Consider the following 13,841-nt stretch of genomic DNA (forward strand, 5'->3'; position numbering starts at 1 on the left):
AATTTATGAGCGAGCATATCACGCTTCTAAATTTAGTGGCGAATGTTTATGAACCCTAAAATTAGTAAGTTGCTAAGGCGAGTGAGTAAGATTTTAAAATTTGCAAAGATAGTAAAATCTATTTTTTTAAATAAAGACTTTAAATTTTAAAAAATTTATATAGTTTTTGGATTAAATTTAAAGTAGCCAGCTGCAAATTTAGCAGCCAGCTAAAATTCTAGTTTTTATGTATGCGAAGGTAACTATTTAGTGCGCCAACATAGGCTTTTGCGCTTGCCATCATAGTATCTATGTCAAGTCCATGGCCTATTACAGCCGTTTTGCCCTCAAACTCGACCTTTACATCAACCTTTGCAAGTGCATCCTTGCCTTGAGAAACAGACGCTACTTTATAGTCTTTTAGCGTGCCACTAATGCCACTAATGCGATCAACTACCTTAAATATCGCATCAGCGGTACCATTTCCTAGAGCTGAGTCACTGATGATCTCATCATTGTGTTTTATACTAATTGAAGCACTCGCAAGGCTTCCGCCGCTACTTTGAAGAAGAGCCGTGATCTCATAAGCTTGTGGAATTTTTGTAATCTCTTCAGCCACAAGAGCCCTAATATCATCATCAAATATCTCTTTTTTCTTATCAGCTAGCTCTTTAAATTTTTCAAACGCCTTATTAAGAGCATCGCTATCAAGGTCAAATCCAAGGCTAGCAAGCTTATCTTTAAATGCGTGGCGACCACTATGCTTACCTAGAACGAGAGAATTTTTCTCAAGGCCTATGCTCTCAGCGCTAATTATCTCATAGGTCTCTTTGTGTTTTAGCACGCCGTCTTGATGTATGCCACTCTCATGAGCAAATGCGTTTTTACCAACGATAGCTTTGTTTGGTTGAGGCTCAATGCCTATAATACTAGCGATCAGTCTTGAAGTTGGATAAATTTCTTTTGAGATAATATCTGTATAAAATGGAGCAAAGACGTCTTGGCGGGTTTTGATAGCCATCACGATCTCTTCAAGCGCAGCATTTCCAGCACGCTCACCTATGCCATTTATCGTACCTTCGACCTGCCTTGCACCAGCTTTTATAGCCGCTAACGAGTTTGCCGTAGCCATGCCTAAGTCATTGTGATTATGCACAGAGATTATTGCTCTATCGCCTACAAATTTTACTATTTCACTAATGCGAGCAGTTATCTCTTCAGGATATAAATAACCAACCGTATCAGGGATATTTAAAGTTTTTGCACCCGCATTTATGGCAGCATCACAAATTTCTTTTAAAAAGCTCATTTCACTTCTACAAGCGTCCTCGCAGCTAAACTCCACATCATCGCAAAAGGTTTTTGCGTATTTTATAGACTCGATTGCACGTTTTATTACTTCATCTGGGCTCATTTTTAGCTTGTACTCCATATGAATTGGGCTTGTCGCTATAAATGTATGAATTCTCTTATTTTTAGCTGGAGCCAATGCCTCGCCAGCTGCCTTTATATCACGCTCAACTGCACGTGCAAGAGAGCAAACCGTGATATTTGAGGCTTGCTTTGCTATTTGATTTACCGCATCAAAGTCCCCTGGGCTTGCTGCTGCAAATCCCGCCTCCATAACATCCACGCCAAGCCTTTCAAGCTGAAGTGCGATCTGTAGTTTTTCGGCTGTATTCATCGATGCACCAGGGCTTTGCTCGCCATCTCTTAAAGTTGTATCAAAGATTATAATTTTATTCTTATCCATTTTTGTCCTTTTTTATTTTTTTATATTTAAATTTTAAATTTGATGAGTTAAGTAAAGAGAAATTTGCTACCTAAGTAGCAGCAGTAGAGAGTTTTTGATTTCGATTTTAGGTAAAAATTTACGTGATTTTATGACGCCATTTTCGCTCATTCGCTCTCCTTTTTTTTGGAATTTTTACTAAACATTATAGTGGCTCTTACTATGCCATAAAGCATATAGACGCTCATAACCAAAGTCGCGCTTTCAAATGGATATAGATAAAGCATCGAAAACGCAACTACAAGAGCTACTAAAATTCTTATCACGTGGGTTTGTTTTAAATTTATTTTTTTAAAGCTCGGATAGCGAATGTTGCTAACCATTAAAGCTGCCAAAGTAGCTTCAAGTAACATCAAGCACCACTCAAATCCCTCTAAAAAAGTATAGTCGATATAAATACCAACCCAAAGTACGCTCACAATAGCTGCTGATGGAATAGGAAGTCCGATAAAAACATTTGGCTCATATGTGCCAGTAGTGACATTGAAGCGAGCAAGCCTAATAGCTCCAAAAACTACAAACATAGCAGCTATAAGTGCTCCAAATCTGCCAAAATTTTTACCAATAGTCAAATAAAATAAAATCGCTGGCGCTACACCAAAAGCAACAAGATCTGCAAGACTATCAAACTCTACGCCAAATTTGCTAGTTGTCTTTGTAAGTCTAGCCACACGTCCATCAAGTCCATCTAAAATAAGCGATAAGATTATATAAATAATGGCTTTAAAATAGTTACCTTGAATAGATGAAATAATGCTAATAACACCCAAAAAAGCACTAGCTGCTGTAAATAAATTTGGCAAGATATACATTAGTTGCATCTTTTGTATGTTATTCATCTCTTTTTCCCTCTTCAAAATATCCCAAAAGCGAAGCAGCCTTTACGCTTTCTCCGACACTTACACATATTTTAGTCTCTCTTGGTAGGTATAAAATCACCTCGCCACTTCCTAAAAAACCAAATTTTCTAGATGCTTTCAGGCTAGTAACATTTGAAATTTCTAAACTTCGACTTAAAGCTCCAGCTATAATTTTCATAACAAATTTTATGTTCTCTTTTTCAAAGTGAATAATCGCTCTTTCATTTAAAAATTCTGAAATTTTCATAGCCTGGCACAAAAATAAGCCATGTCTTTTTCGTATTTCAGCTACTTTTACATCACTTACAGCCCTTAATGTACCAACATCAAAAAAAGATTTTTTTATGACGATCTTAGCTACTTCATTATTATTAAAATTTGAAGCACTGATCTCTTTTATCTTACCATCAATCGGCGATAGTAAAGCCAATTTATCATCAGAAAATGGCTCTCTCTCAGGATCTCTAAAAAAATAAAGCCCCAAAAAAAGTAAAATAGCAAAAAGTAGTGGCAATATCCCAAATAGCAAAGATAAAACAAATAAAATTAGAAAAAATAATATAAATTTATATCCTGCTTTCGCGATATAGCCACTCATTTTTATTCCTCTTTTTTACTCTTTTCGTCTTCTTCGGTCTCTACAAGCCTGGTCTCTAAACTATTTTCGATCTCGTAGTTTTTAATGATCTCTCTAACTCTTTTTCCTTCGATTGTTTCTTCTTCATAAAGTGCTGATACCATATTTTCAATAGCGCCTTTATAAATTTCAAGCAAACCAAGCACAGCAGTGTATCTTTCATGAAGAAGCGTTTTTACAAACTCATCAACCTTCTCAGCCATCTTATCACTGTAATCTTTGATACTTTGACCACCATTTAAAAATGTCGCGCGTTGCTTTTCAAGCACCATAAGACCGGCAACATCGCTCATACCATACATACTAACCATAGCTTTTATGATATCAGTCGCACGCTCTAGGTCGTTGCTAGCCCCGGTTGAAATTTCTTTAATAAACACCTCTTCAGCAGCTCTACCAGCCAAAAGCACATCTACTTCTGCTATCAGCTCATGCTTTTGCATCATAAATTTATTCTCTTCAGGCGTGTTTAGAGTATAGCCAAGTGCCGCAAGACCACGTGGTACGACTGAGACTTTTGTTACCCTTTTTGCACCTTTTGTTAGTTCAGCTATCAAGGCGTGACCGCACTCATGATAAGTGACGATCCTTTTTTCTTTTGGATTTACGCGGCGAGACTTTTTCTCAAGTCCAGCGATCGATCTCTCGACAGCCTCCACAAGATCAGCCTGCTCGACAAAGGTCTTTGACTTACGTCCTGCAAGAAGTGCTGCCTCATTTATGATATTTTCAAGATCAGCACCAGCTAAACCAGTCGTAAGCCTTGCAATATCTTCGATATTTACATCCTTACCGATCTTTACATCTTTCATGTGAACTTTTAAAATGTCGCAGCGTCCTTTAAAATCAGGCTTATCAACAAGCACTTGCCTATCAAATCTACCTGGCCTCAAAAGCGCAGCATCTAAAACTTCAGGTCTATTTGTAGCTGCTATAACAATGACTGGTGATTTATCCGCATCAAAGCCGTCCATCTCAGAAAGAAGCTGATTTAGCGTTTGCTCTCTCTCGTCATTGCCGCCCATCGGACCAGAATTTCTACTTTTACCGATCGCATCGATCTCATCTATAAAAACGATCGCTGGAGCCTCTTTTTTAGCATTTTCAAAAAGATCTCTAACCCTACTTGCGCCAACACCGACAAACATCTCTATAAAGCTTGATGCTGACATAGAGAAAAATGGCACACTAGCCTCGCCTGCAACTGCTCTTGCAAGAAGTGTTTTACCTGTACCTGGAGGGCCAACTAGCAAAATTCCTTTTGGAATTTTTGCCCCAAGTCTTAGATATTTATCAGGACTTTTTAGATAATCAACTATCTCTTGAACCTCTTCTTTTGCCTCTTCGACACCTGCGACATCGTCAAATTTAACTTTTGGCTTTTCAGAATTTATAAGTTTTTTTGCACTTCCTATACCAAGTATGCCACCGCCAATATTCTTTTGCATACGACTAGCAATAAACATCCAAATGGCAAAAAATATAAATACCGGGATGATCCATGAAAATATAAGATCACCAAACCAGTTATTTTCGCTATAAACGCTATAAGTTATGCCATTTTGCTCAAGTATACCAATGAGCGTTGGATCATTTATACGTTTTGCAAGATAGATAGTTTTGTCACTACCTATGCCTTTTATGGTAGTTTCTGAGATGGCAACCTCATTTAGCTGCTTATTTTTTAACATATCTTTAAACTCAGAATAAGCTACCATTTTACTCTGGGCATTGCTATTTAGCCCAAAAGAGCCACCTAGTCCGTCTCCACTAAAGCTTCTAAAAGCTAAAACTATAACTATTGCAAAAATAGCAAAAATGAAAATAGGATTTTTATTAAAAAAACCGTTATTGTTGCCATTATTTTGGTTATTATTTTGGTTATTCATCTATTTCCTTATAAACAAAGCTACTCCAATCGTTACTTTGTTTTATCTCAATTAGCTCCAAATCCTTAAACGTATCTTTAATCCTATCTTCGTATTTGTTTAAAATTCCTGACAATACCAAGTAGCCGCCTTTTTTAAGCGATTTTTTTAAGTCATTTGAGAGCATAAAAATGACATCAGCAATGATATTTGCTACGACAATGTCATATTTTTGCTCTAAATTCGCGATAGAGCCTATCCAAATTTTATTAAATTTAATCTCATTTAACTCGGCGTTGCTAATTGAGCTTTGCGTGGCTTGCTCGTCTGTATCACAAGCATCGACCTTACAGCCAAGCTTTGCCAGGGCAATACTTAAAATTCCACTTCCGCAGCCCACGTCTAAAGTAGTATTGCCACTTTTTGCATATTTTTGTAAAAGCTGCAAGCAAGAATTTGTGCTTTCATGGTGCCCTGAGCCAAAGGCTAGAGCTGGGTCGATTATGATATTTGTTACGCCATTAAGTGGCTCTTCCCAGCTAGGTCTAACATAAATTTTATCAACCAAAATAGGCTTAACTGCCTTTTTATATTCACCTAGCCAGTCTTTATTTTCTTTTAAATTAAGAGAAATTTTTAAATCATTTGAAATTTTACGAACACTAGAGAGCCCTTTTGCATACTCTTCAATACCCCAAGCTATATCTTTTAGATCATACTCTTCCCTGATGATGATCTCGTGATCTAGCTCTTCAACACAGGTGACTCCAAAAGAGAAAACTAGCTCTAAAATTTCATCATAAAAATTTGATGTTTTTATGCTTAATTCGTAGAATTTATCTTTCATTAACCAAGAACGTCTTCAAGCTTCTCTTTTAAAACTTGTGGCGTAAAAGGTTTAACGATGTAGTTATTAACACCTGCTTTTAAAGCTGTTATAACTTCGGCTTTTCCGCCCTCTGTTGTTACCATTATGATAGGCATATCAACATACTTTTGCTCAGCCCTTACCTTTTTAACAAGCTCAAGGCCATTCATCTCAGGCATGTTCCAATCAGTGATAAGAACTTCGATACCTTCATTTTGAGTTAAGATATTCCAGGCCTCAAGACCGTGCTCAGCCTCAAGAATTTCTTGATGTCCTAACCTTTGTAAAGTATTTTTTATGATTCTTCTCATTGTTGAACTATCATCTACAACCAAAATCTTCACATAATATCCTTTTAGTAAAAATTGCCCTATTCTAGCTAATTTAAATTTATAAAAGCTTTAACGCTATCTAAGTAGTTTAAAGGCCTCTTTTAGGTCAAGCAACCCCTCATAGTAGGCTTTCCCAACTATTACGCCACTAATCTCATTTGTAGCTTTTAGCATCAAAATATCATTTATATCACTCACGCCACCACTTGCTATCGTCTCAAGCTTGCTATTTCTAGCTATTTGCAAGCTAAACTCAACATTAACTCCGCCAAGCATTCCATCCTTGTTAATATCGGTACAAATCACAGCTTCCACGCCAACATCTGCAAATTTTCTTGCAAGATCGACTGCTTTTATATTTGAGATCTCGCCCCAACCTTGCACGGCCACGTAGCCATCTTTTGCGTCAATGCCGACTACAACTCTATAAATTTCAGCCATTTTTGCTGTAAATTCTGGATCTCTAAGAGCTACTGAGCCAAGGATCACTCTGCTAACTCCAAGGTCTAAATAGCGTTTTATTCGCTCTTCATCTCTTATGCCACCACCTACTTGGACGCTTAAATTTGTAGCCTTTGTAATTTTTTCAATTGTTTTAAAATTTATCGTCTCTCCAGCAAATGCACCGTCTAAATCAACCACATGAAGCCATTTTGCGCCATAATCTTCAAATTTCTTAGCAAGTTCACTTGGCTCGTTGCTATAAATTTTTGCACTTTGCATAAGACCTTTGCTTAGTCTAACTGCTTGTCCCTCTTTTAAATCAATCGCTGGAAAAATTTCCATCATAACCTCGCAAAATTCTCTAAAATTTTAAGTCCAGCTTCATGACTTTTTTCTGGATGAGGCTGAAAGCCAAAGATATTTTCATGCCAAACCGCACTTGTAAATTCATAGCCATAAGTTGTTTTTGCCAGTGCAAATTTATCATCACAAACCACGTGATAGCTGTGCACAAAATATAAATACTCAAGCTCTTTTAGTCCTAAATTTAATGGGCTATTTTGCTTAAATTCCAAAGCGTTCCAGCCAATGTGAGGTATCTTTAATGGCTTATCGAAATTAGTTTCATTAAATTTTACGACCTCGCCGGGCAAAAGAGAAAGTCCCTTATGCTCGCCAAACTCGAAGCTTCGCTCAAATAAAAGCTGCATACCAAGGCAAATACCAATAAAAGCTTTGCCGCTTTTTACAGCTCCTTTTACGGCTTCGTCCATGCCGTTATTTTTTAGCTTTGTCATCGCCTCACCAAAAGCTCCAACGCCTGGTAAAACGATGTGAGAGTACTCTTTTAAATTCTCAGGATCACTTACTAAAACGCACTCATGTCCAAGAAATTTAAAAGCATTTATCACGCTTTTGATATTACCCGCACCATAATCAATAATAGCGGTCATCTGTTCTCTTGCCTTTTTACGCTAAAAAGATAAAAGCTAAGTGCCGCCATTAGCATCGCCACGCCGCCTATTAGATAGATAGCATTTATGATATTTTCAGGTGCGGTGATAGCAAATTTAAAGACTAGCATAAGCGCCTCGATCGCAAGTGCGATGATAATTGAGCCGATAAATCTAACCATCGTCTTATAAATAACGCTATTTTCTTCGTGATTTTTACCTAAAACCTCTTCTTCAAATATCGTCTTAACAAGATCAAAAATGGCAAGAGCCAGCGTTAAAATGATGGTTGATTCAAAAATTTCTTCGACATTTATATGCTCGATACTTTTTGAGATAAAGCTCTTCACGCCATGCCAAAACAAAAACGCACAGATCATAAAAAGTGAGGCACAAAATAGTGTGTAAACAGTCTTTAAAAATCTACCAAAATGCTCCTCAACAAAGCCACCATCGACCATTTTTAGGATGTTTTCTAAGCTAATGTCGATGCAGGCAATAAATTTAAGCTCATTTTTTTCATTATAGATAGGCACACTTGCCGTGACGCATAAATTTCCATTTAGACTTGACGGATAAGGATCACTTAAAACACACCTTTTCTCACGCACTGCGGTATAGTAGTATGCCTTATTTGCACGGTTTTCACCCTTTGGGATCTTGTATTTTTCATTTAGACTGATCGAGTCTTCGATCTGCACGCCATTTTCGTCTAAAATATACAATGCATCAAAATTTTCTATCTCGTGGCTAATCTTATCAAAGCCAGCTTTTATGTTCTCCAAACAAACTCCAGGCAGTCTATTTGGCAAATTTCTACTAAATAAATAACAAATATACGCCCTTGCCTTATATCTCGTATCACTAAATCTCTTAATATCTTTTATAACCAAATTTAACCTTTTAAATTTAATGCGTGATTGAACTCAGGAACGATCTTTTTAAGTGCAGGTGCGATCTCATTATCCTCAAGCTGCAAAAGCTCACTTATCTGCGAGTTTAAAAGCACTAAATCGTAAGGCTCTGAATGTGTCACAAAGATCGATTCATATCTTGTTTGCACATCATCTTTGTTGATAAGTAGCTCTTCATAAAGCTTCTCACCTGGTCTAAGACCTACAAATTCTATACCCAAATGCTCTTTGTTTGAAAGAAGAAGCATCTTTTTAGCAAGATCAACGATCTTAACAGGCTCGCCCATGTCAAGCACAAAAAGCTCTCCACCTTTTGCAATGGAGGCCGCTTGAAGGACTAGTTGACAAGCTTCAGATGTAAGCATAAAGTATCTTGTGATCTCTGGGTGAGTGACGCTTAGTGGCTTATTTGCAGCGATCTGCGCTTTAAATTTAGGTATGACAGAGCCACTTGAGCCAAGGACGTTACCAAAGCGAACACAAACTATCTCGCATACACCTGCTTCATTTGAATTTAGTGCGTAAAGCTCGCAAACACGCTTAGTTGTACCCATTATGTTTGTTGGGCGCACAGCCTTGTCTGATGAGATCATGACAAATTTCTTAACGCCATATTTTTTAGAAAGATCGACTGCATTTTTTGTGCCAAGGATGTTGTTTTCAACTGCTGAGCGAGGATTTAGCTCGCAAAGTGGCACGTGTTTGTAAGCTGCAGCGTGAATGACAATCTCTGGTCTAAATTCCTCAAAAACCTCTTCAAAGTCTTTTAAATTTGTGATATTTACAAGCTTGCTAACAGTTCTTTTATCTCTTGTATCTTCGCCTATTTTATAAAGGTTAAACTCGCTGTGTTCAACCATTATAAGCTCACTTACGCCATATTTCAAGCACTGCTTACAAATTTCACTTCCTATACTGCCTCCGGCTCCAGTGACAAGTACTCTTTTATCTTTTAAAAAATTTGAAATAGCCTCTGGGTTTAAATCTTTTGGCTTTCTAGCGAGCAAGTCTTCGATCGAGATATCCTTGATCGGCTCATTTTCGATAAGCGAAAAGAGTTTCATATCTCTTATGCCATATCCGCTCAGCTCATCAACTAATGCTTGAAGCTCGTCTTGATCAAGTGCTAGTGCGATGATAGCAGTCTTTGCGTCGTAGTCTTTTATAAGGCTTGGTATATCTTTTTTATCTTGAACTAAAAATCCATCACAATATGTGCCAACAAGGTCACTTCTGCCATCTACCACGCCAACTGCGTAGTAGTCAAGATAGCCCTGCTTTAAGCCACGCAAGACGTGAAGCGCTTTTGACGTTGCACCTATAACAACACAAGGCTCGCCTTTGTGAGGTTTGTTTGAAAAGTCTAGCACCATGCGTTTTGAAATTCTTAAAAGCCCAACAAGTAAGCATGAAATAAGAAGATCAATGAAAATAACGCTTCTTGGATATGGATTTAAAAAATCTTGAATGATAAAAAAAACGATCGTAAATAAAACCGCTGAGCAAACGTGAGCTAGGAAAATTTTTCTTGCTTCGTTTAATCCAAAAAACCTCCACGGTACCTTGTAAATTTTAAACATCCACATAAAAAAGAGCTTAAATACGATCAAAAATCCAGCCGTTACAAAAAGCCCTTGTACATAGATATCTGGGATATCGGCGTTAAATCTTAAAAGATAAGCCACATATATCGAAAAGATAAATATAAAAACATCGCCAAGAAGGAAAAATACGAGCCTTTTTAACTTCGTTGCATGAAACATTTAAGCATTTTCCTTGACTATTTTTATCACTCTTTCTTGTGTCTGCTCGCTCATATCGCTGCCACTTGGCAAGCAAATTCCTCTTGAAAATAGATCTTCGCTATATCCATTGATAAAGCTTAACGCACCCTTAAAGACAGGCTGTAAATGCATAGGCTTCCAAAGTGGGCGGCTCTCAATATTTTCATCAGCTAGTGCTTTGATAACTTTTAAATGTGCATCTTTTTTGGCAAAAACGCCAGTTGTGAGCCATCTGTTGCCACGAGAATCTGCTAGCTCTGGCATAAATTCTAAAATATCGCCAAGCTCTTTTTCATAAATTTCAAAGACTCTTCTCTTTTGCTCGACTCTTTTTTCTAAAACTTCCATCTGTGCCACGCCAATAGCGCCTAGCACGTTGCTTAAGCGATAGTTGTAGCCATAGTCTTTGTGCTCATAGTGAAGCAAAGGCTCTCTAGCTTGAGTGCTGTAGAATCTAGCTTTTTCTACAAATTCCTTGTCGCCAACTAGCATACCGCCGCCTGAAGTAGTGATGATCTTGTTGCCGTTAAAACTATATGCGCCCATCACGCCAAATGTGCCAAGCGCCTTACCGCCGTAAAATCCGCCAAGTGCTTCAGCTGCATCTTCAACCAAAGCGATGCCCTCGTTTTGGCAAATTTCGCAAATTTCTTTCATCTTTGAAGCTTGACCGTAAAGATGAGTAACGACTAATGCCTTTGGCTTTTTAGGTAAATTTGATATCGCTTTTTTTAGTAGCTCTGGGCTTAAATTCCAACTCTCATCGCAGTCTATGAATACTGGAGTTGCTTTTTCATAAAGTATAGGCGAGACTGAAGCCATGAAAGTAAAGCTAGAAGCTAGTACAAAATCACCCTCTTTTACGCCAAGGACGCGAAGTGCTAGGTGAAGCGCAGCCGTTCCAGCGCTTAGTGCAAGAGCATCTTTTGCTCCGGTGTAGCTTTTTATACTTTCTTCAAATTTATTTACATACTCGCCAAGTGGCGCTATATAGTTGCTTTCAAAAACTTTTTTTATATATTCTTGCTCTTTTCCGCTCATATTTGGTGGAGATAAAAAAACCCTATCCATTTCATCCCTTTCGTGATTTTTTGGCGATTTTAGCACTTATTTTTAAATTTATATCTTAGCGCGCTCGCATGCTGGCACGCCGTAAGCCTTTGTGCCGTTCTTTATATCTCTTACAACCACACTTCCAGCACCAATGACACAGCTGCTGCCGATACTTATACCTTGAATAACGCTTGAGCCAATACCAACATGCGTAAATTCGCCCACGCTCACATTTCCAGCAAGGGCTGCATTTGGGCTGATGTGAGCAAATTTACCTATCACGCACTCATGCTCTATCACAGTGCCAGAGTTTATAATAGCGCCCTCTTTTATGTGAGCTTTTGCGTTTATAACGGCATTTGGCATGACAACTACGCCTTTTTCTATCACAGCACTTTCGCTCACAACCGCACTTTTATGGATCAAATTTACTATATCAAAGCCAGCAGCCTCTACTTTTTGGCTGATTTTTTGCCTTGTTTTATTGTCGCCAATGGATATTACAATGTCAGCTTTTTCAAGCTCTGGGCTAAATTTACGCTCGCTAGCGTCATCTAAAAAAACTATCTCATCATAGCCGTTGCTTCTAGCGATATCAGCCACTACAAGACCATGACCGCTCGCTCCGTAGATGTAAATTTTCTTAGTTTTTGCCATTAAATTTCTCCGTCGTCGCCTGCCCCTCTTTGCTGACGCCACTTCGTTTTAACACCTTTTCGATGGTTTGTAAGGCGATCTTTACATCAAGCATAAAGCTTAAATTTTTAGCGTAATAGACGTCGTACTCAAATTTTTTCTCCCAGCTTATGGCGTTTCTGCCATTTACTTGCGCTAGCCCTGTGATACCTGGACGTACGTCGTGGCGGTGCTTTTGCGTTTCGTTATAAATAGGCAGATACTCAACTAAAAGCGGCCTTGGCCCAATGAAGCTCATGTCGCCCTTTAGCACGTTAAATAGCTGTGGTAGCTCATCGAGGCTAAGCGAACGGATTAGCTTACCAAATCTACCAAGACGCTGCTCATCTGGCAAGAGCTCGCCATTTGCGTCACGCTCATCGCTCATCGTCTTAAATTTATAAATTTTAAAAATTTTCTCATTAAGACCTGGTCTTGCCTGCGTGAAAATAACATCACGGCTTACTTTAAAATAGATAAAAATCGCCGTTGCTATGATGATAGGTGACGTTAAAATGAGCAAAAACAAAGCCCCCAAAATATCAATCACCCTCTTTAAAAAATTTCTATACATCTATAAATTTCCTATAAATTTCTATATATCTTTTTGCGATTTGCTTCTCGTCAAACTCGCTAACTGCCCAATCCCTGCCATTTTGACCAAGTCTAGCACAAAGCTCCTCACCATCAAGCAAAATTTTTATCTTGTCAGCAAGATCATTTGCGTCTTTTACTTTGCATAAAAGCCCGTTGTAGCCATCCTTTACTGCTTCGTTGCAGCCTGTCACATCGCTAGCAACGACTGCTTTAGCCATACTCATCGCCTCTAAAACCGTTCTTGGAAAGCCCTCTTTATAGCTAGGGAGTGCCAGCAAATAAGAAGCCTTTAAAAGCTGTGGTATGTCGTTTCTAGCGCCAAGATATCGCACCTTGCCACCTTTTAAAAAGCTTTCATCTGCGGTTGATTTATTACCAGCAAAACCCTCGCCCACAAAGACAAATTCGCAGTTTTTATAGCCATTTAAAATTTCAGCTGCCTCGTAAAATTCTCGAACACCCTTGTGCCACATAGCTCTTGCGATCATGAGAATCACCTTTTTATCGCCAAGATCAGCCGCCTGCGTGATAGCTGGGTCAAATTTAGCAGTATCCACGCCGACACTTTTTATGCGATACACTTTGCTTTTATCTATCAAATTTCTAGAAATCAGATAGTCTGGATCTGCGTCATTTACGAAGATGCAAGCATCAGCTTTTGCAAAAGAGAGCTTATAAAGGCTCTCCATGACAAAACGCACAGCCTTCGTCTTAATATCATCATCGATATAAAAGCTACCAAGCCCTTCAACCAAATTTATCACGTGCTTTATGCCAGCGTTTTTAGCGGCAAACGTGCCAAAGACATTTGACTTGTGAGCGCCAGTTTGCAGCAGGTCTAAATTTAGCTCACGTAAAATTTGAGATAGTTTTTTGGAGTTATTTATCACAGTTAGTGGATTTAGGCTAGCCTTATCAAGCTCGTAAGTGACAGAGTGAAAGCTTTTAGCAAGCTCATCAGTAAAATTTCCTTTTGGAGCGATAGCAAAAACCTCATGCCCCATATCTTTTAAAGCTTGCATAATAGGTCGTCTAAAAAAGTGTATGCTCATGTCAGCGTGGCTTAAAAACCCTATCTTTGCCAT

The 13,841-nt window shown here is 38.4% G+C and carries 14 protein-coding genes; all 14 read right to left on the minus strand.

What is annotated here, in order from left to right; translation table 11 throughout:
- Nucleotides 1–217: 217 nt before the first annotated feature.
- The 14 genes from F3G75_RS02760 to pglA all read right to left on the minus strand — a co-directional run bounded on the left by F3G75_RS02760 (nt 218) and on the right by pglA (nt 13,841).
- Entirely contained in the window at nt 218–1,732 is a 1,515-nt protein-coding gene (locus F3G75_RS02760; protein ID WP_107824507.1) for a 2-isopropylmalate synthase, read from the minus strand.
- 146 nt (nt 1,733–1,878) lie between these two features.
- Entirely contained in the window at nt 1,879–2,610 is a 732-nt protein-coding gene (gene pssA, locus F3G75_RS02765) for a CDP-diacylglycerol--serine O-phosphatidyltransferase (protein WP_072594435.1), read from the minus strand.
- Complete coding sequence (locus tag F3G75_RS02770; protein ID WP_149716464.1) at nt 2,603–3,229, minus strand: phosphatidylserine decarboxylase; 627 nt, start codon at nt 3,227–3,229, stop codon at nt 2,603–2,605. The genes pssA and F3G75_RS02770 overlap by 8 nt, the downstream gene beginning before the upstream one ends.
- Nucleotides 3,230–3,231: 2 nt before the next feature.
- Entirely contained in the window at nt 3,232–5,157 is a 1,926-nt protein-coding gene (gene ftsH / locus F3G75_RS02775; protein ID WP_149716465.1) for an ATP-dependent zinc metalloprotease FtsH, read from the minus strand.
- Complete coding sequence (locus tag F3G75_RS02780) at nt 5,150–5,983, minus strand: 50S ribosomal protein L11 methyltransferase (RefSeq protein WP_149716466.1); 834 nt, start codon at nt 5,981–5,983, stop codon at nt 5,150–5,152. Before F3G75_RS02780 ends, ftsH begins: the two co-directional genes overlap by 8 nt.
- Nucleotides 5,983–6,348 carry a chemotaxis response regulator CheY gene (locus F3G75_RS02785; protein WP_002939933.1) on the minus strand — a complete coding sequence of 122 codons (366 nt, stop codon included), beginning with the start codon at nt 6,346–6,348 and terminating at the stop codon, nt 5,983–5,985. The genes F3G75_RS02780 and F3G75_RS02785 overlap by 1 nt, the downstream gene beginning before the upstream one ends.
- Nucleotides 6,349–6,411: 63 nt before the next feature.
- Nucleotides 6,412–7,122 carry a 1-(5-phosphoribosyl)-5-[(5-phosphoribosylamino)methylideneamino]imidazole-4-carboxamide isomerase gene (gene hisA, locus F3G75_RS02790; RefSeq protein ID WP_087579121.1) on the minus strand — a complete coding sequence of 237 codons (711 nt, stop codon included), beginning with the start codon at nt 7,120–7,122 and terminating at the stop codon, nt 6,412–6,414.
- Nucleotides 7,122–7,733, minus strand: a complete 612-nt coding sequence (gene hisH / locus F3G75_RS02795; protein WP_149716467.1) for an imidazole glycerol phosphate synthase subunit HisH — start codon at nt 7,731–7,733, stop codon at nt 7,122–7,124. The genes hisA and hisH overlap by 1 nt, the downstream gene beginning before the upstream one ends.
- The gene (locus F3G75_RS02800; RefSeq protein WP_149716468.1) at nt 7,730–8,626 is read right to left on the minus strand and encodes a PDC sensor domain-containing protein; all 897 of its coding nucleotides are present in this window, start codon (nt 8,624–8,626) and stop codon (nt 7,730–7,732) included. Before F3G75_RS02800 ends, hisH begins: the two co-directional genes overlap by 4 nt.
- A gap of 2 nt (nt 8,627–8,628) precedes the next feature.
- Nucleotides 8,629–10,410, minus strand: a complete 1,782-nt coding sequence (pglF, locus tag F3G75_RS02805) for a UDP-N-acetylglucosamine 4,6-dehydratase (configuration-retaining) (protein ID WP_149716469.1) — start codon at nt 10,408–10,410, stop codon at nt 8,629–8,631.
- Complete coding sequence (gene pglE / locus F3G75_RS02810) at nt 10,411–11,502, minus strand: UDP-N-acetylbacillosamine transaminase (RefSeq protein WP_149716470.1); 1,092 nt, start codon at nt 11,500–11,502, stop codon at nt 10,411–10,413.
- A gap of 48 nt (nt 11,503–11,550) precedes the next feature.
- On the minus strand, nt 11,551–12,141 hold the full coding sequence (gene pglD / locus F3G75_RS02815) for a UDP-N-acetylbacillosamine N-acetyltransferase (RefSeq protein ID WP_149716471.1): 591 nt from the start codon (nt 12,139–12,141) through the stop codon (nt 11,551–11,553).
- Nucleotides 12,128–12,733 (minus strand): undecaprenyl phosphate N,N'-diacetylbacillosamine 1-phosphate transferase, encoded by a 606-nt coding sequence (pglC, locus tag F3G75_RS02820; RefSeq protein WP_021091777.1) that lies wholly within the window; start codon nt 12,731–12,733, stop codon nt 12,128–12,130. The genes pglD and pglC overlap by 14 nt, the downstream gene beginning before the upstream one ends.
- Nucleotides 12,726–13,841, minus strand: coding sequence for a N,N'-diacetylbacillosaminyl-diphospho-undecaprenol alpha-1,3-N-acetylgalactosaminyltransferase (gene pglA / locus F3G75_RS02825; protein WP_149716472.1), 1,116 nt, complete (start codon nt 13,839–13,841; stop codon nt 12,726–12,728). Before pglA ends, pglC begins: the two co-directional genes overlap by 8 nt.

It is taken from the genome of Campylobacter concisus (assembly GCF_902460705.1).
Taxonomy (GTDB): domain Bacteria; phylum Campylobacterota; class Campylobacteria; order Campylobacterales; family Campylobacteraceae; genus Campylobacter_A; species Campylobacter_A concisus_Z.